The sequence below is a fragment of the Pontibacter ummariensis genome (assembly GCF_900188175.1).
GTDB classification, from domain to species: Bacteria; Bacteroidota; Bacteroidia; order Cytophagales; family Hymenobacteraceae; genus Pontibacter; species Pontibacter ummariensis.
On record NZ_FZOQ01000007.1, the window covers coordinates 199,280 to 218,315 of the forward strand.

Here is a 19,036-nt window from a genome sequence, read left to right on the forward strand (position 1 = left end):
TCTAAAGCCAGCGTCACAAAACGGGTCAGTAATTTTTTTGACATACCACCCCTATTACGGCAGTATACCTATTTGGGTATACTTTTATACAAGCATGGTGCCAAACTCCCGAAAGGGCTTCTGCTCCCTTCTTGTTAGCAAACAACTATAAACCAACCTCTTGTAGTTCATCAGGTGACCTAAATTCCTGTTCTAGACGGCTGTGTCGTAAAACTGGCTGTCCCTTTTGGCTTCCTGTGGCAAACCTCTGTATCTTTGCCCTTTAATCACCCTCACCATGAACTTAACAACGCTTACTGCTATATCGCCAGTGGATGGCCGCTACCGCCGCCACACCACTGAGCTAGCCGGTTATTTCTCTGAATTTGGCCTGATCCGCTACCGTGTCCTGGTAGAGGTGGAATACTTTATCGCCCTGTGCGAGCTGCCCCTGCCGCAACTAGAGCAGGTAGACAAGGCTCTTTTCCCACAGCTGCGGGCCATTTACGAACAGTTCTCCGAGGAAGACGCCCTAGAAATCAAAGAGACGGAGAAAGTGACGAACCATGACGTGAAGGCGGTAGAGTACTTCCTGAAAGAAAGATTTGAAGCCCTGGGCCTGAGCGAGTCAAAGGAGTTTATCCACTTTGGCCTTACCTCGCAGGACGTGAATAACACTGCTATACCGCTGTCTCTGTTACAGGCAAACAGTAAGGTATTACTACCAGCTTACCGGCAGCTACACAATATGCTCGTACAACTGGCTAAGACCTGGAAGGATATCCCGATGCTGGCCCACACGCATGGGCAACCCGCCTCCCCTACCCGCCTGGGCAAGGAGTTTATGGTTTTCGCGGAGCGCCTGGAGGTACAATTGCAGCAAGTGGGCCTGGTGCCCTTCTCAGCCAAATTCGGCGGTGCTACGGGTAACTTCAATGCCCACCATGTAGCATACCCACAAGTTAACTGGCCGGATTTCGGTAACCGCTTTGTACAGCAAGCCCTGGGCCTGCAACGCAGCCAGTACACCACGCAGATTGAGCACTACGATAACCTGGCAGCCTACTTTGATGGCCTAAAACGCCTGAACACCATTCTGCTGGACTTTTCGCGCGATGTGTGGCAGTACATCTCCATGGGGTACTTTAAACAGAAGATCAAAGCCGGCGAGGTCGGCTCCTCCGCCATGCCCCACAAGGTGAACCCCATTGACTTTGAGAACGCAGAAGGCAATTTGGGCATCGCCAATGCGGTGCTGGAGCACCTCTCGGCCAAGCTTCCGGTATCGCGCCTGCAGCGCGACCTGACGGACTCTACTGTGCTGCGCAACGTGGGCGTACCGCTGGCCCACATTGTGGTGGCCTTAAAATCATTGGAAAGAGGAATCGGCAAGCTCGAACTAAACGAAGCGGCCTTGCAGCGGCACCTGGAGGATAACTGGGCCGTGGTGGCAGAAGGCATCCAGACGGTATTGCGCCGTGAAGGGTACCCACAGCCGTATGAGGCTCTGAAGGCCCTGACGCGCAAGAATGAGAAAATGACCGAACAAAGCATCCACAGCTTTATCGATACGTTGGAGGTGAATGAGGAGGTAAAGCAGGAGCTAAAGAACATTACACCTTTCAACTACACGGGGGTAGACCTGGTATAACAAAGAGCTCCATGTAACAAAGGTCCCTGGGAAACGAATTTCCAGGGACCTTTGCTTTTTATAAAGCATAAAGAATAGCTCCTGTCTGTGTTGTCACTTTTTTCAAAGGCCTTTCCTAACTCCTGTGCCCACGTTTGCCCCTTTACCTGCCCTTTGGCGTATATACTAATGCAACCATCCCATGCGTTTCTACTTATAAGTAGTACTATTCTAGCTTGCTATATGCTTGTAGCTAAAAGAAGAGGTGAAATTAAGAAATGGTTAATGAGGACAAAGTGCAGCCAAGCGACATACAAGAACAGGAGAGGTTAAAGACCTTAGCAGCCTATAACATCCTAGACACCCCTACTGAACAGGAGTTTGATGAGCTCACCACGCTTGCCTCCCTCATTTGTGGTACGCCCATCTCACTGATTACCCTCATTACCCACGACAGGCAATGGTTTAAATCCAGGACAGGTGTTGACGTACCTGAAACGCCCCGCTCTATCTCCTTCTGCCAGCATGCAATCCTGGAGGATGAGATCTTTGAGGTAAAAGATGCCATGACCGATACGCGTTTTCAGGATAACCCGCTAGTAACAGGCTCTCCAAACATCAGGTTCTATGCAGGCTCCCAACTCGTTGCCTCTAACGGGCATAAACTAGGTACACTGTGCGTAATTGATACAGTACCTAAGACACTTACAGAAGAGCAGAAGTACGCCTTGAGCGTACTTGCCAAGCAGGTAGTGGCAAACTTTGAGTTGCGCCTGAAGCAGCAGGAACTAGAGAAGGAGAAGCAACAGCTGAAAGAAGCAAATAAAAAGTTAGACCAGTTTGTGCACATGGTCTCGCACGACCTTAAAGAGCCCGTGATGAACATCAGTTCCGTCACAGAGTGGCTTCAGGACGACTTAGAAGCGCAGGACTATTCGGGCCTGAGTGACAACCTGCAATTGATTAAAGAGCGGACAGACGCCATGCAGGATATCATAGAGGGTTTACTACAGTATGCCTTCGCACAGGTACAGGACCTGCCGAAAGAGGAAGTAAACGTACAGAGACTGTTACAGGGAATCCTGGAGAACCACAGTGGCTCTCAGGGCTTCCACGTGCACCTGGCCCCGGATTTACCAACCCTGCAGACGGAGAAAGTGCTCCTGCAACAGGTGTTTGCTAACCTCATCTCCAATGCCTTTAAGTACCACCACACAGGCAAGGGAAATCTTTGGGTGCAGGCAGCGAAACAAGAAAACACCTATACGTTCCAGGTACGGGACGATGGCCCTGGCATTGCGCCACGGCACCACGAAAAAGTCTTTGGCATGTATGAGCGCCTGCTCCGCGATGCCAACAGCACCAAAGGATCCGGTATTGGCCTGGCCACCGTAAAGAAAATAGTGGAAGACAAGGGAGGTCGCATCTGGATCGACTCTGACTTGGGCCGGGGCAGCACCTTTTTCTTTACCTGGCCTGCTTAGAAGTTGCCACTCCTTTTCCTACTCCTGGAAGCTAAGCTGGTTTAGTTTAACCGCAGGTCATGCTGCAGAAAGTACGCCAGGGTAAACTTTTCATTTAGAGAAGCAGCTGTGCCTCTCCCCGTTCTGGCCGCTACCTCAAAGTCGCCCTCATTAAAGGGCTTGTAGAAAGATATGTTCTCTGGCGTGTACGGCAACTGCTGGTAGGCTATCCCTGCGGCGGCGGCCAACTCCTGCATTGAGTAGTCCCGCTCCCCGGCGAGTACCTCTACCACCTGCCCCTCAAAGTCCCGTTTATACAAGTGATACGCCGCTATGTGGGCTACTTCATAAGAGGAGATATAGGGTAGCTGTAAATCAGGCCGATAAGGGGTATGCAAGCCCCAGTTCAGGTTCTCAAAGAAGTTCCCGCTCCGCAGGTGTATCAGGTTTAGGCCTTTCAGCTTATTCAGCTCTTCCTCCAGGGCAACCAGGCGAGTAGCTACTCCCCCTTTTTGGACAACACAGTTACTGATGTTCACGATGTGCGTAACAGGTGAGTCTTTCAGCAAGCGCCCCAGGCGTTGAGCAGTCGTGGCAGGGTCTATCAGGAACTCATCAGGCACTGTCAGGAAAAGGCTGCTTGCTTTGCTCAAAGCATGTTGCAAAAAGGCATCATCTCCAAACTCCCCTACCCACAGATCGGCCTGTGCCTCAAACTGCTTTAGTCGTGCCTCATGACGGCCTACCACCCCAATGCTTGCTTTTAGTGCCAGCAGTTCCTGTGCTATTTTGCCCCCAATGTTTCCGGAGGCTCCCATTACCAGCGTATAGTTATCCTGGGTCATCGTTTCTTTGTGCTTTGAGCGTTAGAGGAGGCAAGTAAGGGAATCGTCAGGTACGGTTAGCTCTCCTACAGACAGGAAGCAAGGTGGGCACGACACAAAGCAATTACCAGGGCAATCCATTCAGGTCGATGTGCTGCGGATAGCCCGCCGCCTGAGTAGACGGTGCTAACAGCAGGACATTGGAGTCATAAAGCTGCTTGCCGGAAGGCTGGTCGTAGTACAGTCTTGCCTCCAGCTTGTACCAACCCAACCGGCTGTAGAAAGGAAGCAGGGCGTCGGCACAAAGCAGTAATCCGTAAACACAGCCTAACTCTTTAAAGAGAAAGTCGCGTGTTTCAGAAAGCAGCTCAGAGGCATAACCCTTGCCCCGGAAAGCGTGTGGTGTAATCAGGTTACTGATGCCGGCAATCCTGTAGCTCTGCCCGTCCATGCTTACCTCCCGTACCACCACCCCATAAAAAGTAGCCACAGCATCCTGCTCATGTTTCACCATCACCCAATCCGGCTCGGCCCACACACGCTCCTGCACGAAAGGGACCTGTCCGAAGGCTTCTGTTATTTGGTGTTGCAAACTGGTCTTTAGCTGCTGCCCCAGTTCTTCCTGCCTGTAAATCCTGATCATCTCTATTGTAATGAAGCGCGAAGTTGATAAAAGTGCGCCTAAAAACAAGGCAGGTCCTGGTAGAATTACCAGGACCTGCCTTGTTTTAGCTATGTATAGTAGCCCCTTTTTTGTCTTGGACGATGCCTATAGGGGGCAGAAGCGTCTATTGCCGGGCTTAGAGGGGCTGTTGGTTTACTTTAAAGGTAAAGGTCTTGCTACCAGTACGCCCGTCTTTAGAAACACCCTGTACCACCACCACATAAGTGCCCGGTTGATCCGAGGTATAAAAGCTTAACTTCTCACCACTGTTTGCCTGCAGGCGAATGTCCGGTGCCCAATACAGCAGGTTCCGGAAATCGGCCAGGCGGCTTTGCTGTTGCAGCGCTTCCTCATAAACAGGCGCATAAAACTCGCGCTCTAACTGCAGCCCCTCGTACTCCTGCAGCAAGGAACGTGGATCAAGCTGAAAGCCAGCCAGGTCGCCGTTATAAGTGGCATAACTCACAAGCCCGCTGTATGTGAGGGGGCCGTTGAAGTATTTCCCCGTCATCACATCCAGCCGTTTCACTTTCAGAGGATCAAAGGCCATGATTTTATCAATATCGAAAACAGGCACGCCGTCCAGCAGCACCATCGGATTATCATAGAACAGGTTGCCATTCGGGCTGTCTTTTACCATAAAGTGAAAGCCGTCTTTGCGCTTGCGCACCTGTACCCCCGGCACGTACTCGCGCATCACTTCTTCCATTACCTTAAAGCGGGTATAGTCGTCCAGCTTGTACTGCTCGTTGGGCTTCCCATAAAATGCCACGCTGTCCACACCCGGGTTTCTGAACAGGTTCAGGTACTTCTCCTGATAAGCATGCTGCACCTGGACCGCCAGGTGCCGTTCTGTTAAGGCCTGCCGCAAACGCTCCGTCAGGTCTAGCTCTTTCAGCTCCAGTGGGCTGTACTGCACCGAAAAAGGATTGAAGATCTCCAGATGGTAGGTACTGTCTCTCTGGGTATTGGTCTGGACCACAATTTCCTTAGGACCGTAGAAGTCTTTCAGTTCAAACTGTATCCGCCCTTTCTCGTCGCTGGTCGCGTTGTACATCCGGATGTGCTTACCTGGCGCTGCCAGGTAAGCTTTTATCCCGCTTGCGATAGCCCCTGTCTCATTATCTGTTACCTTGCCCCGCACTAAATGACCGGCATACTCCGGCACATACTCATAGGCAGGTTCTTTACCATTTAGGATATCCTCCCAACGGAAACGGCTCCACCCGTGGGTAAGCATCAGGTTGTCCAGTGCCTCGTCTGCATCCGGGTTCTGCGTATCAAAGTAATATGAGGGGTTTTCGATGATCCCTTTCAGATCAGAACTCAGCCACAGGTAAGCATCTATAGCTGCTGGGGGCACCGTGGCTAGGGAGTCGAGCCGGTAAACGGCAAGCGACAAGTTAGCAGAGGCCGGATGCTCCGGAACTGCTTCTGACATCAGCTCCAGGCTTACTTTCTCACGGGTGGCGTAGCTGCTCTTTTCTGTACTCGCCTTTAGGTGTAGCTCCTTTGTGGGGCGCTTAAAGTACAGGCGCTCCGCGACTGGCTGTTTCTGACTGTTAAACACCGTAAAATGTGTGATCCCATCTGCCAGCGCACTTTTGTCCACGAGAAAGGTAGCGGGAGTTGCAGGCGTTAGCGTTCCGGAGGCACTGGTGGCGATCATTTGCCGGGCATGGCCCAGCAGGTAGACCTGTTCAGCTGGCAAGGCTGGGGCAGCCAGGGTTATTTTTAGCTGCCTGTCGTTCAGGTCCTCTACCTGTAGGCCATAGCCCTGCACATACACCTGGGGCAATTTTTGTGCGGCCACTTGCTTCCCGTCTATCTTCAGTAAAGCCGTGTACACCTGATCCCGCTCCGGCGTAAATGTAAAATGTCCGATGCCAAACTTCAGTGGCTGGAAGGTAATGATCAAATTTCCATCCTGGTCCCGCAGTTCTCCCTCGAAGCTTGTTCCTTCCCCTGTGCGCGTGTCTACCCCTTTAAAAGCCACTTTCCCAGACACTCCCGCCACCAGGTTACCGCCTTCCGGGAAAAGCTGCAAAGCATAAGTGCCAGGCTTTTGTGCAACATGCCGCTCCTGTTCCTGGTTTCGGAATGTGTTCACAATCGTTACCGGGCTCTGAAAGTAAAACTCCGGGCTGAAGTTTTTCATCCAATTAGTATAGGCCCTTACCGTATAGTTGCCGGAGTTTAAGCTAACGGGCAGTACAAAAGAGCCGTTGCCCGTCCCTTCTTCCATCGCTACCTTCCCCTGGAGTACGGGCTGTTGAGCGGCGTCGAGCACCTCCACATACACCACTTTGCTCATGCTCAACGGCTGATGCAGGGTACCGTCTACGTTGTATACCTTAAACCGCATGGTCTCTCCGCACACATAGGCAGGTCTGTCGATATGCAGGTACAGCTTTTCCTGCAAGGCGTGTTTGCGGTAGGAGTCAAAGCTCTGGCGGATGCCTTTTATAGCACCGTCTTGGGCAAACACCTGCACGGTGCTGGCGAGGCCTAAGATAAAACAGCTGACCATCCGTACACAGGCTGCACGGGTACTTGCTCTTTCTTTTGGTATATTAGTTCTTCTCACAAGGCAGGCTTTATTACTCCCAAAAATCAGGCTTGATATTAGTGCCGAACAAGCGGCAGTCTACGCACTCTTTTTTGGCGTAGGTATAGTCCGTCACCACGGTTCCCATAGGCGGCATAATCTCTCCCACCGGCATGTTATAGCCCGTCTCAAAATAGTCCGGAGCTTCCGCTACCGGAATGGTATCCAGCACGCAGGTAGGGTATGTTCCCCTCCAATTTTTCGGAAGCTCGTCATTGCTAACGAAAAGCCTTTTCTCCTGAACCGAAGAAGCCGCAATGTAGCCCACTACAAGTTCTGAGGGATCGCTAAGGCTATGAATATTACCCGTCAGCTGCGATGGCAAAGGATCAAACAAGGTGCCGATGCTCTCCGTGTTTTTCTTCAGCGTTTCCCAGTACTGGTAGGCCTCCCGCGTGAGCGCATACTGCTTTACCAACACACTGTACTTATACAACAGTTTGGAAGAGTTGGAAGGCACGGACAGCAGTGGATAGGCATGGATCACATCCTGGCTCAGTTTGGTAGAAGTACCCAGCTTGATTGTCTTAGACGCTTCTGTTCGCCAGCAGCGGTAGATGCCCAGTTCCCCATACTCTCTGTAGACAACCTCCCCGTTCACAAACTTCAGGTTGGTATCGTAGGCAGAGGTGTACTCCCAGGTATCTTCGTATTCCCACCGGTAGTACCAGGTATCGTTTTTAGGGTCGTGTGTGCTGACAAATATCTCCAGTCCCTCACTGCCTGCCTCCCAGCTCACCTCGTCTATAGCCGGTGTCTGCTTTACGGCTACGTAGTCTGATGCATATTCTTTACCAGCGGCCGTCCGGATAAAGAGGCGGTACTTGCTGCCAACGTTAAGGTCTAAACCGCTAATTGTGTAGGTACCACTCCCCAGCTCCCACAGCCTGTGTTGCCCCCCTTGCTCCTCTTCGATAAAAACGCTCGCTCTTTCCTCAAAAATGGGCATGCTTTGGTCCGACAGATTTTGTGTGCGCGACAGCTGAATAGTTGTCGGCCCGTTCACGTTCAGGAAGCCGCTCACCACCAAAAAGCTGTTCCTGGCTTGTATCACCTCTGGCTCATAGGGCTCCACACAGCTGCTTAACAGTAACATCAGGACCCAAAAAACGCTCTTTCTCCAGTTCAGGATAATCATGCTCATTAGAATTTGAAGTTGTAGGTAACAGTAGGGATAGGGTTGCCAAAAATAGAGAGCTTGTACCCTTTCACCTTTCCGTCCTCTGATTTAAAGTAAATGGAGTAAGGATTTCTGCGGCCCGTCAGGTTATAAACGGCCAGGGTCCAGGAGCTGTGCGCCAGCTTCCGCACCTTGTGGTTCCCCTCGATGTTCATGGCAAAGTCTACGCGGTAATAGTCCGGCACCCTATACGCGTTTCTGTCAGAGTAAAGGATACGCTGCACATTGCCATCATAGTACTTCGCCAGTGGCAAGGTAATAGGCCTGCCCGTGCTATAGGTAAAGTTCAGGGACGTGCTGAAACGCTGGCTAAAGCGATAGTTGCTCACCATGGTAAAGTCATGCGGCTTATCGAAGTTACTTGGATAGTACTCGCCATTGTTGATGACCTCAGCTGCTTCGGGGTTGTTTACCCGCACCAAGGTGCGCGAATAGGTATAGCTTGCCCAGCCATTTAGTTTACCCGTCATTTTACGCAGCATCAGCTCTACCCCGTAGGCTTTACCCTCTGCATTTACCACGTCTGTTTCGATATGGTGATTCATTACCAGCGTAGCCCCGCTCTTATAATCGAGAAAGTCCTGCATGGTCTTGTAATAGCCCTCTACAGAGAACTCGATGGTATTCGCTCTAAAGTTCTGGTAATAGCCCAGGGCTACCTGGTTCCCTACCTGCGGCCTGATGTTGGAGTCGCTCAGCTTCCAGATGTCTGTTGGAGACACGGAGGTAGTGTTAGACAGCATGTGGATGTACTGCCGCAGCCTGTTAAAGCTAAGCTTCACAGAGGAGTTATCGGTTAGCCCCAGTCTTGCTGACAGGCGATACTCCGGCCCGTGGTAAGAGGCAAAGGAATCCCCTGCTTTATAAGAGAGGGTGTCCTGCACAGAGCCCTCTGACCGTGGGGCGCCCGGGGCGTAGGCAAATACCTCCCGTGGGCCCATGGCGTTAAAGAATGAGTAGCGCAGACCAAGCGATAACGATAAGCGACGGCTAAAGTCGATGCGGTCTGAAACATAGAGGGCGCTTTCTACGGCCCTTTCCCTTTGTAGGGCATCAGCGGCGATCAGCGATTCATCGCTGTAAGGCTTTAAGCTACCCGGCGCAATGTTGTATAAGATGGAGCTTGCCCCAAAGTCTACGGTATGCTTTGCGTTATGGAAGTAACTGAAGTCGGCCTGCAGGTTGGCCTGGTTGAGACCATACGTTAGTTCAGAAGCATTTACCGGGTTCTTCTCACTGGTCACGGCATAATCGTAATGACTGTACGCACCGGTCAGTACACCATACAGCTTGTTATGGAAGTTGTGTTTCCACTTAATGCTCGCATTCCGGTTCGAGAACTGGTACAGCGTGTCAGCGCTTAGCTTAAACTTATCTTTACTCAGGTAGCCTGACAGGTAGAGGGTGTTTTTACTGTCTATCTCATGCGTCACCTGCCCGTTCAGGTCATAAAAAGAGGCTGAGCTTTTATTATAGGACTTGTTCGGCAACTGCTTCAGGAGCCAGTTGGAGTACGTGGAACGGCCACCGATAATAAACGAAGTCTTGTCCTTCACGATAGGGCCCTCCAGGGTCAGCCTGCTTGTTAAGAGACCAATGCCGCCGGAACCAGTCAGCTGCTTTTTGTTACCCTCTCGGGTAGTCACTTCCAGCACCGATGACAGGCGCCCGCCATACTTGGCTGGCACCGCGCTTTTATACAGCTCTACCGTCTTTAGCACGTCGGGGTTAAAAGCAGAGAAAAAGCCGAACAAGTGCGAGGGGTTGTAAATAGTGGCATCGTTAAACAGGATCAGGTTTTGGTCTGTGGAGCCACCCCGTACGTTCATACCGGTACTTCCCTCTCCTACTGACTTTACTCCGGGCAAGGTGAGCACTACCCGCAGGATATCGGCCTCACCGAAGGCCGTTGGCACTTGTTTGATGGTACGGATATCCAGCTTCTCCACGCCCATTTGCAGGCCCGACACGTTTTTATCCTTCTCTGCCTCAACCAGCACCTCTTTCAGGGAGCGCACGTCTTCCTCTATATCAATGTCCAGCTTTCCGTCAGAATACAGCATAATCTGGCGGCGGGTATTTTTCAGGCCGATGCCCTTGATGTTCAGCTGGTGCCGGCCCACCGGCAAAGTGAGGGCATAATATCCATACTGGTCTGAGGTGGTACCAATCAGGGGAGACTCAATGTATACCGATGCGCCAATCAGGGCTTCCCCTGTTTTGGCATCCCGCAGGTAACCCGCTAAGCTTGCCTTGCCAGTAGGGTTCTCCCGCCTTACCCCTATCTCGTAAAGCTTTAACTCAGAGGCTGCTTTTTTCTTGCTCTGCTTGCCTGCCTGGGCTAACGGTGGGGCTACATACTGCACGGCCTCTGGTGCCCTTCTCTCAAAGAACCCGTCCGGCAAAGCCACCTGTATCGGGCTGCCCTTTGTTATAAACACCTGGTTTGTGCCACTAATGGCAAACTTTAGCGCTGTCCCAGCCAGCACCTGCTGCAGCACTTTTTCTAGGGGCTGCTTCTGTACCTGCAGGTTTACTTCCAGGCTGTCTACTGTTGCAGGGTCGTAAAAGAAACGGTAGCTTGTCTGGTCCTCCACTGTCTGCACAAAGGCATCGAAGGAAACATGCGTGAAATTTCCGCTAATCACCAAGGGTGCCTGTTGGGCATGCGCCTGCAGGCAGCAACCAAGGAAAGCTATCAGAAAAAGGAAACGTCGGTAAAAATGGGGCATATAGGCAGGGTAAAATGATGCAATAGCTTAGAATGAGTAATGAAGAGATGTACCAGGAAACAGTTACTCCGCAGATGTTTGCGCCTCCAGGCCGTCGTAGAAGCTTGCCAACTCGCGGATCGCCTCTTCCCGATTCTTCCGATACTTTATTTTCTGCGCTCTCAGGTGCTTCTGTAACGCTTTCTTCCTGTCCTCAAATACCTTTAAGACAGACCCTTTTCTTGACACCTGTGTGTAGGTGCCCTCTTTCCATACATAATACTTCTCCCCTGCGTCAAACCATCCCTCCATCCCGGTGCTGGTTGCCTTCTGCTGCGGGCTCTTGGTTCTTTTCACCAACACCTTTGTTTTATTACTGTGGATGAGATCATAAAAGCCTGGTGGTAAGGAAGTGCTACTTGACTTGTCTTTGCCCAGGCGTACAAAGGTGTGCCCGTAGAGACTGAAGGTATCCACTTTCTCTGAAATCAGCCGCTGCTTCAGGCCACTGTCCTCATGCTTAATGACTATCTCGTCTGTCACCAGATCATACAGCATGGGCACCTGCTCATACCATCCCCCCTCATAAAACACGGCACCCTGGCTAAACTCGTTTGAATCTAAGAACTGATGCCCCTCAAAGTAGTGTTTCCGATGATCGACATACTCTAACCCATTATACAAATGAGCCTGCTTGCCGATGGACTGCCGGTATAGAGCAACCGCATTCTTAACAGCACTGCGCAAAAAAGCGGTGTCTGGCTCTACAGCCTGTGCGAAGGATGGCGCTATAGACAAGCCGCTGCACAAGGACAACAAACCGAGGAGTATCCTGATCTTCATGTAAGGGTGTTTTTGCCTGAAACATATTCAGACATAGTGTTTAAACAATTAGTAAGGTAGCGGATTGACACCAACAAACAAAAAGTTTAAACAAAACAATTTAAAGATATTTTAGGAAGCCCACTGAAGGAGTAGAGCCTGAAAGAACTCACACCTGGCTTGCCAGGTCCCAGATAGCCCTCACGAAGTGTGCCCAGCTAAAGCGCTGCTTGTAAGTGGCTATATTTTGAGAAAAATTGCCTGCCGCATCAGCATGATAAAACCGTGAGATGGCATTGGCAATATCCTCCGGTTCAGGCGTTACCACATACCCTACCTCCCCATCAGGCACCAGTTCGGCTAGTCCGCCAACATTCGTTACCACCATGGGCTTGTTAAAATGATAGGCCACTTGTGTTACCCCGCTCTGCGTAGCATGTTTATAAGGCTGCACCACCAGGTCGGCTGCACAGAAGTAGTGGCGCACTTCGGCATTCGGAATAAAATCCGTCCGAAGCACCAGGCGGTCATGTAAGCGCAGCTGGTTTATTAGCTGGCGGTAAGGGGCTTCGTCCTCGTAGAACTCCCCGGCAATAATGAGCTTCAAGTCTTTACGCTCTTGCAGCAGCGGACTTGCCATGGCCTGCAGCAACAGGTCCAGGCCTTTATAAGCACGTATAAAGCCAAAGAACAGGATGTAGTTATAGCGTGGATCTAAGTGAAGGGCTTTACAGGCTGCTCGCTTTGTCTCGGCCTCCCCAAAGTTATCATACAGGGGATGGAATAGGTACAAGCTTGGCTTCTGGGGAGCAAACTGCTTTAAGTCCTGCTGCACGGCTTTAGACATCGTAATAAAGCCATGGCAAGCCCCCAGAAAATATCTGGTGAAAGGCACATCGCCGGGGCGCTGCTCGTGCGGTACTACATTATCGGTGATGGCCAAAACACGGCTGCCCCCGTTCTGACGGACGATGCGTGCAATAGTACCCAGTGCAGGTCCCATAAAGGGCAGCCAGTAGCGGAAAATAACCAGGTCAGGGGTTTGCTTGCGGATATAGTTGCCCGTGCGCCACCAGCTGATGGGGTTCACAGAGTTGATCAGCACCTTAATGCGGAGACCTTCAGGGGCTGGTTCTTCTGAATACTGGCTTTTGCCAGGGAACAAAAAGGACGGGTACTGCAGGCTAAAGGTAACAATCTCTACCTCATCGCCGGCTTCCTGAAAGGCATAAGCCAGGCGCTCGTTGAAGGTGGCCATGCCTCCTCCGCGCAGTGGGTATGCCGGTCCGACGATGATGACCCGTCGTCCCATTACCTTCTTAAGTGGCCTACTTTGTCCCGGATCAGGTATTCGTTTCGTTTGTTGGAGGCAATGGCAATCATCTCGGCCAGGAAGCCTGCCAGAAACAGTTGTACTCCCAGAACCACGGTTACGAGTGCCAGGAAGAACATGGGCTGGTCTACCACATCGCGTACCCGCACTCCCTGATATATCCCAATCATTTTCTGCAGGATGATCCAAATGGTAATGCCTAAGCCCACTACAAACATGATTGTGCCCATGGTGCCGAAGAAGTGCATGGGGCGTTTTTTAAAGCGGCTGACAAAGGTAATGGAGAGCAGGTCCAGGAAGCCGTAAACAAAGCGCTCCAGGCCAAACTTTGTGGAGCCGTACTTCCGCTCCTGGTGTTGTACTACTTTCTCGCCTATGCGGGTAAAGCCATGCCATTTGGCAATCACCGGGATATAGCGGTGCATCTCCCCGTGTACTTCGATGCTCTTTACCACCAGCTGGCGATAGGCTTTCAGACCACAGTTAAAGTCGTGTAGTTGTATGCCGGACAGTTTGCGGGTAGCAGCATTAAAAAACTTCGTAGGAATCGTTTTGCTCAGCGGATCGAAACGCTTTTTCTTCCAGCCGCTTACCAGGTCATATTTCTGGCGCTTGATCATGTCATACAGGCCGGGGATTTCCTCCGGGCTGTCCTGCAGGTCGGCATCCATGGTAATCACCACCTCCCCTGAACAGCGGCGGAAGCCCTCATTCAGGGCGGCAGACTTCCCATAGTTTCGGTTAAAACTAATGCCTTTCACGGTATTGTCTTCGGCGCCAAGGGCTGTCACTACCTCCCAAGAGTGGTCGGTGCTGCCGTCGTCAACAAGTATCACTTCGTAGGAGAACTCATGCGCATGCATGACCCGCTTTATCCAGCGCACAAGCTCCGGCAACGACTCCTCCTCGTTAAAGAGGGGAATCACTACCGAGATATCATATTGATATTGCATCTTCTATTCAAACTCCGGCCGGCTGTTCTTCATAATACCAGAAATAACCAGCGACAGGATAAAACCAATTATTAACGTAACAAACGTAGCCCCCAGGATCATGGTCAGCGGGCCCTGAAAGTTCTCGGCCATGGCCATCCCGGCGTCGATCTGCTCATCGCTCAACCCCTGCTCCAGCATCTGCACCCGCTGCTTTTCCATCATGCGGGCCATATACTCCGTATCCACAAACTCCGTGTAAAGCCAGGTAAAGAGCCCGCTCAGGAAGCCAAACACGGCCGCCACAATAGTGCCTATGCCCAGCCCCTGCCCATAAGACATGTAGCCATGGTTATCTTCTCGATAGCTCTTCATGGCCACCACAATGCCAGCAATGAGGATCAGGTAGGCCAGACTACTCAGCCAGCGGTTATCCCCCAAATCCGACACCATCAGAATAAGGGAGTAGATCACGCCTACCAGGGCAAATATAAAGCCATACTTAAAGGCAACGGAAACAACAGAAGGTTCTTTCTCAGTCATGGTATTGGTTTTATAAGTTTTACGTGTACTACTTACGGAAGAACACCGCCGCCACTAACGCAAACACCCCTCCCACTACCACTCGTCTCACAAAATCATCGGCTGCCAGCATACTGGGCGTGATGGAATCCAACGCTTTATATCCTTGCTCAAAGAAGGCTTCTCCTATTACTTTTACCTGCTCTTCCCGCGTTTCATCCAGGAGTGCCTTCATTTCGGCCACGTGGTTCTGTATCACTTGCGGCCCTGCCAGCAGGATAAAGAGGAACACGAGCATGCCTGTGCATAAGGCCGTATAAAAAGCCACAGATAGCCCTACCCGGAAGCCTTTACCAAAGCTCAAGTCGCCTTCGTTAAAAAGCTTGAAATACCGGATGGCCAGGAATATAAAAACAGGGATTGGCAGGTAGGTGATGCGGCCTATATCCCCAAACGGATTCATGTCTATAAAGTACAGCGCCAGTACTAATACAAAACAAGCTATGCCGCACAATACGCCATAGCGTACGCCTACCCTTATGATAGTTTGGTTAAACATTATTACCTCTCATGGAAAGCGCAGTTCCTTTCTGGCCTCTGCCTCCCCTCTATCTAAATATATAAAAAAGATTAATGCAGTACGACCTGCCCTTTATGAATCGTGCCAAGCACACGCCCCTTCAGCTCCTGCCCCAGGAATGGGCTGTTTTTAGACTTCGACTTGCTTTCTTCTGCAGTAGGCACCCAGGTTTGCGACGGGTTAAAAAGCGTCAGGTTGGCCAATTGTCCCTCTTCAATGCGGGGTTCCTCTAAACGCAGGATACGGCGGGGGTTGGTAGAGAACTTCTCCACGAGCTGTTCAGTACTCAGCGCTAAGGTAGTGCAGGCCACTGCAAAAGCTGTTTCCAGGTTAATGATGCCAAAGTCCGCCAGGTCAAACTCGAGTTTTTTGGCCTCTACGTCCTGTGGCATGTGGGCCGATACCAGCGCATCAATTGTACCGTCCTGAAGGCCCTTTTTGATAGCATCCGCATCCACCTCGCTTCTAAAAGGAGGAGTCACTTTATAATTGGTGTCGAAAGGCACGATTGTTTCGTCTGTCACCGCTGCCTGATAGCTGGCTACATCACAGGTCACCTGCAAACCTTCTGCCTTGGCCTGCCGAATAGCTTCAATGGCTGGTGCTGTAGATATCAAAGAGAAGTGTAGCCTGCCACCCGTATACCGCAGCAGCTGCAGGTCTCTGGTTACCATTACCTCTTCTGCCAATGAGGGAATGCCCTTTAGGCCAAGGCGTGTACTTGCTTCCCCCTCGTGCATTTGTCCGTTCTCTGTCAGGCGGGTATGCTCCGGTCTGTTCATGAGCAAGCCATCAAACATTTGCACATATTGCAGGGCCTTCAGCAAAACGTCTGCCCCCTGCAGGGGGTTGGTACCATCCGTAAAGGCAACAGCTCCTGCCTGCTGCAGGTCTATCATTTCGGTCAGGTCCTTGCCATGTGCATCCACTGTGATAGCTGCTGTGGGCAATAAAGTGACAGGCAGTTGCTGTGATCTGTTTCTGATAAAATTAACGGCTCCCTTTGTTTGCACCACAGGTTCTGTGTTCGGTAAACAAACAATTCCGGTAAAGCCACCAGCCGCCGCAGCAGCAGCTACAGTTTCAAAGTCTTCTTTAAACTCTAAACCAGGCTCGCCCACAAAGGCATGCAAGTCCACCCAACCGGCAGATACACATAAGCCCTCCGCCGCAATGACTTTATCGGCTTCCTGCTCGTCTGGTCCTATGTAGGCAATGAAGCCTTTGTCTATAAGGATGTTTTGCTGTTGTAAGTGAAACTTTGATTGGGGGTTATAGATAGTTGCTGCTCGGAGAAGTACTTTCATGTTAGAGGAATCTAATAAGTGCTATTTCGGCCATCAGGAAAAACAGACACAATATTAGGCAATATTTCCAAAGCTTTACGCCAAAATATCTTTTTTCAAATTCTCCTTTCACAGAAAAGCTGTCTCCATAGTCGTACACATGCACATTAGAGTGGCCCTCGCCTATCAGCTCTCGTAACTCATCCGGCGAAAACTGCTCCAGGTACGACTCCTCTTTTCCGTAATTAAAGGCCAACGTTGTTAAGGCAGAGTCGCGCAACTGCAAAGTATAAAAGCCTGCTTCCTGCATGCTGGCAGGAGGACTGAAATAGAGCTTACCTCCTCTAACCTGCTGCTCTGGTATTAATGCCAGGCTGTCTTTCTGCAACTTATACACCCCCTCTTTGCGCTTGTTGCCCAAAGCAGGCACTTGAATGGTATTATCGGCAATAGAATAAGCCAAGGCTTGCTCCTGCTTGTAACTACTGATCGCCATTTTATACATGATGGGAACAAACAACGCGTGGTTTGCCAGAGAGCTGTATTCTTCTTCTAAGGGAGAGGCTAGCACATAAATGCTTCCCCGCCCTCTATCAAACCGTGATAGAAACGGCGCCCCCCCTCTAAACTCTAGTATGTCTTCTGAGGCCCTGCTCCAGGCCAATGCGCGGGAAGCCTCTGGCATTCGCATTTGGGGATCATAGTCGGAAAAAATCGTTCTGAAAAAAGGACTGTTAGGATCTGGTGCACTTATGTTTGTTTTGCTACCACCTCCCGTAAATCTTCCTGAAATGCTTAGGTTCTGGAATAGCGTAGCGTATCCTCCTTTGTCTCCAGTTCCAGGTGGTATCAGGGCCACCGTGCCTCCATCTTGTACAAAATTAGACACTGTAGTGGCTAAGGCCGCATTGAAGTCTGTTACTCCGTTTAATATGAGGATGTCAGATGCCGCTGCCTCTGCAAAGTTGATATTATCCGTGGAATAAGCTGTATAATAAAAGAGGGGCTCGTTCTGATACAGGCGCTGCAAGGGACTGGCATGAACCGCATCGGTAATTTCAGTTATAGAGATAGGAGCAGAGGGAGATAAAACAAAAAAATAGGTATTATCAAACTCGACTGGGTAGTCTTCTACTGACACATACGCCCTCTTTGTTTCTGTACCATTAAACTTAAAGTTAAGGACTGCTTCTGTCTGCTGCTGTGGTGGTAAGTCCAGACTCAGGACCGCTACCTGCTGATCTTCTATAAATAACTTTACCGGAACATTATCCACAGCCGTTGTTCCCGTATTTGTGACGCGTACGTGTAGGATATTATCACCAGAAGGACGAATAAACTCATCTTCCAAATACACAGAGTCTACGGCTATGTTAGCTGTACCAGCTGCAGCCAACGGTAGTAAGTGAATTTGAGTGCTACTGTCGTATTGTTTTAATTTTGAAGGCTTAAAGGTGCTCTTCTGAAAATCAGAAAGTAAAAAAAGGTGTGATGCTTTATCTCTTGATCCAGACGGTAAGACATCTGAGCGAGAAGAAAAGGCATATTCATCCAGGTACGCTTTTGCCTCAGTGGCTTGAGCGGCTCCCTTCGCTGTACCGTCTGTAAATAAAGTATATGAGGTAGAGGCAGGAAACAGTTCTACAACTCCTTTCGCACGGTCTGAGGCGGCGCTTACCAATGGAATGTCCTGCCCTTCATGCACATTCTGCATGCTAAAAGAGTTATCCACAGCAATGGCCACATTAGAAGCATCAACAGGTGCAGTTGACTCGGCAGCAGGTAAAAAAGGTTGTGCAAAGGCTAAGACAAGGAATATAATAAACAATACCCGGCACAGGAGAATGAGTAGTTGCTTTAAGTTACGTTGGCTAGCTGTAAGATCTTTGGAGGCCTGAATAAACCTAACGTTACTAAACATTACCCGCTTAGCCCTTCTTAACTGCACCAGATGAAGTACAACAGGTACTGCCACAGCAGCAAGAGCATACAGGAAAGAAGGGTACAGTAGAGCCATAGCACAATGTATAGAGTGTGGAAAGGAAAAGCAAGTTGCGCTTTACCTATACTATAAACGTGCTGCAGTTGTTTTTATGCGAAGCGGGCAACCACGTACTTGGCACTTGTTATAGCAACCCCTTATTTTAAGCCGAACTTTTCCTGCTTTTGTCTACTGCTCCTTTATCATCTCCAACAATCATATGGCACGAGCCGAAAAGAGCACACGAAGCTGTGGACAATACAAACTTGGCTTTTTAAAAATATCTTTAGATCTCGGTATAAACGGCTTGCAAAATACAGCTATTAGCACAAGCGTCCGTTTGTATCCTCTCCCAGTGCGGGTACCGGTCCTTTCCAGGTGGCTATAAAAGCAAACACCCCCTGCCGCATTGGCGGAGGGGGTGCTGGTTGTTGGGGTTGGCGGCCACCTACTCTCCCGGCTGTGACACCAGTACCATCGGCGCGTCCGGGCTTAACTTCTCTGTTCGGGATGGGAAGAGG

The 19,036-nt window shown here is 50.5% G+C and carries 14 protein-coding genes and 1 rRNA gene; 2 read left to right on the forward strand and 13 right to left on the reverse strand.

All coding sequences use genetic code 11. The features are described from left to right. Positions 1-277 precede the first annotated feature (277 nt). Entirely contained in the window at positions 278-1,630 is a 1,353-nt protein-coding gene (purB, locus tag CHB92_RS10020) for an adenylosuccinate lyase (RefSeq protein ID WP_089319053.1), read from the forward strand. Between the two features lie 257 nt (positions 1,631-1,887). Then, a complete protein-coding gene (locus CHB92_RS26290; protein ID WP_089319054.1) occupies positions 1,888-3,093 on the forward strand; it encodes a sensor histidine kinase in 1,206 nt (401 codons plus the stop codon). Positions 3,094-3,134: 41 nt separating this feature from the next. Here the strand turns inward: CHB92_RS26290 and CHB92_RS10030 are convergent, their stop codons facing one another. The 13 genes from CHB92_RS10030 to rrf form a co-directional block, all read right to left on the reverse strand. Continuing rightward, positions 3,135-3,917: an NAD(P)H-binding protein gene (locus CHB92_RS10030; protein ID WP_089319055.1), complete on the reverse strand. Its 783-nt coding sequence runs from the start codon at positions 3,915-3,917 to the stop codon at positions 3,135-3,137. Positions 3,918-4,020: 103 nt separating this feature from the next. After that, positions 4,021-4,539 (reverse strand): GNAT family N-acetyltransferase, encoded by a 519-nt coding sequence (locus CHB92_RS10035; RefSeq protein ID WP_106219096.1) that lies wholly within the window; start codon positions 4,537-4,539, stop codon positions 4,021-4,023. A gap of 157 nt (positions 4,540-4,696) precedes the next feature. Further along, positions 4,697-7,147, reverse strand: a complete 2,451-nt coding sequence (locus CHB92_RS10040) for a hypothetical protein (RefSeq protein ID WP_144266294.1) — start codon at positions 7,145-7,147, stop codon at positions 4,697-4,699. A gap of 13 nt (positions 7,148-7,160) precedes the next feature. Further along, positions 7,161-8,312: a DUF4249 domain-containing protein gene (locus CHB92_RS10045; RefSeq protein WP_089319058.1), complete on the reverse strand. Its 1,152-nt coding sequence runs from the start codon at positions 8,310-8,312 to the stop codon at positions 7,161-7,163. Then, positions 8,312-11,080, reverse strand: coding sequence for a TonB-dependent receptor (locus CHB92_RS10050; RefSeq protein ID WP_089319059.1), 2,769 nt, complete (start codon positions 11,078-11,080; stop codon positions 8,312-8,314). Before CHB92_RS10050 ends, CHB92_RS10045 begins: the two co-directional genes overlap by 1 nt. Before the next feature lie 63 nt (positions 11,081-11,143). Beyond that, on the reverse strand, positions 11,144-11,902 hold the full coding sequence (locus CHB92_RS10055; RefSeq protein WP_089319060.1) for a hypothetical protein: 759 nt from the start codon (positions 11,900-11,902) through the stop codon (positions 11,144-11,146). Positions 11,903-12,050: 148 nt separating this feature from the next. Continuing rightward, complete coding sequence (locus CHB92_RS10060) at positions 12,051-13,193, reverse strand: glycosyltransferase (protein WP_089319061.1); 1,143 nt, start codon at positions 13,191-13,193, stop codon at positions 12,051-12,053. Then, positions 13,193-14,167: a glycosyltransferase family 2 protein gene (locus tag CHB92_RS10065; protein WP_089319062.1), complete on the reverse strand. Its 975-nt coding sequence runs from the start codon at positions 14,165-14,167 to the stop codon at positions 13,193-13,195. The genes CHB92_RS10060 and CHB92_RS10065 overlap by 1 nt, the downstream gene beginning before the upstream one ends. Positions 14,168-14,170: 3 nt before the next feature. Continuing rightward, on the reverse strand, positions 14,171-14,689 hold the full coding sequence (locus tag CHB92_RS10070; RefSeq protein ID WP_089319063.1) for a DUF4199 domain-containing protein: 519 nt from the start codon (positions 14,687-14,689) through the stop codon (positions 14,171-14,173). Between the two features lie 28 nt (positions 14,690-14,717). Then, positions 14,718-15,227, reverse strand: a complete 510-nt coding sequence (locus tag CHB92_RS10075; protein ID WP_089319064.1) for a DUF4199 domain-containing protein — start codon at positions 15,225-15,227, stop codon at positions 14,718-14,720. A 71-nt stretch (positions 15,228-15,298) separates the two neighbouring features. Beyond that, a complete protein-coding gene (locus CHB92_RS10080; RefSeq protein WP_089319065.1) occupies positions 15,299-16,555 on the reverse strand; it encodes a dihydroorotase in 1,257 nt (418 codons plus the stop codon). A 1-nt stretch (position 16,556) separates the two neighbouring features. Further along, positions 16,557-18,551: a BatA domain-containing protein gene (locus CHB92_RS10085; RefSeq protein ID WP_089319066.1), complete on the reverse strand. Its 1,995-nt coding sequence runs from the start codon at positions 18,549-18,551 to the stop codon at positions 16,557-16,559. A gap of 399 nt (positions 18,552-18,950) precedes the next feature. Further along, positions 18,951-19,036, reverse strand: a 5S ribosomal RNA gene (gene rrf, locus CHB92_RS10090); the annotation flags it as partial.

Excerpts from the sequence above, each read along its gene's own strand:
- purB (WP_089319053.1), top strand. The coding sequence starts at position 278 with ATGAACTTAACAACGCTTACTGCTATATCGCCAGTGGATGGCCGCTAC.
- CHB92_RS26290 (WP_089319054.1), top strand. The coding sequence starts at position 1,888 with ATGGTTAATGAGGACAAAGTGCAGCCAAGCGACATACAAGAACAGGAG.
- CHB92_RS10030 (WP_089319055.1), bottom strand. The coding sequence starts at position 3,917 with ATGACCCAGGATAACTATACGCTGGTAATGGGAGCCTCCGGAAACATT.
- CHB92_RS10035 (WP_106219096.1), bottom strand. The coding sequence starts at position 4,539 with ATGATCAGGATTTACAGGCAGGAAGAACTGGGGCAGCAGCTAAAGACC.
- CHB92_RS10045 (WP_089319058.1), bottom strand. The coding sequence starts at position 8,312 with ATGAGCATGATTATCCTGAACTGGAGAAAGAGCGTTTTTTGGGTCCTG.
- CHB92_RS10050 (WP_089319059.1), bottom strand. The coding sequence starts at position 11,080 with ATGCCCCATTTTTACCGACGTTTCCTTTTTCTGATAGCTTTCCTTGGT.
- CHB92_RS10055 (WP_089319060.1), bottom strand. The coding sequence starts at position 11,902 with ATGAAGATCAGGATACTCCTCGGTTTGTTGTCCTTGTGCAGCGGCTTG.
- CHB92_RS10060 (WP_089319061.1), bottom strand. The coding sequence starts at position 13,193 with ATGGGACGACGGGTCATCATCGTCGGACCGGCATACCCACTGCGCGGA.
- CHB92_RS10065 (WP_089319062.1), bottom strand. The coding sequence starts at position 14,167 with ATGCAATATCAATATGATATCTCGGTAGTGATTCCCCTCTTTAACGAG.
- CHB92_RS10070 (WP_089319063.1), bottom strand. The coding sequence starts at position 14,689 with ATGACTGAGAAAGAACCTTCTGTTGTTTCCGTTGCCTTTAAGTATGGC.
- CHB92_RS10075 (WP_089319064.1), bottom strand. The coding sequence starts at position 15,227 with ATGTTTAACCAAACTATCATAAGGGTAGGCGTACGCTATGGCGTATTG.
- CHB92_RS10080 (WP_089319065.1), bottom strand. The coding sequence starts at position 16,555 with ATGAAAGTACTTCTCCGAGCAGCAACTATCTATAACCCCCAATCAAAG.
- CHB92_RS10085 (WP_089319066.1), bottom strand. The coding sequence starts at position 18,551 with ATGGCTCTACTGTACCCTTCTTTCCTGTATGCTCTTGCTGCTGTGGCA.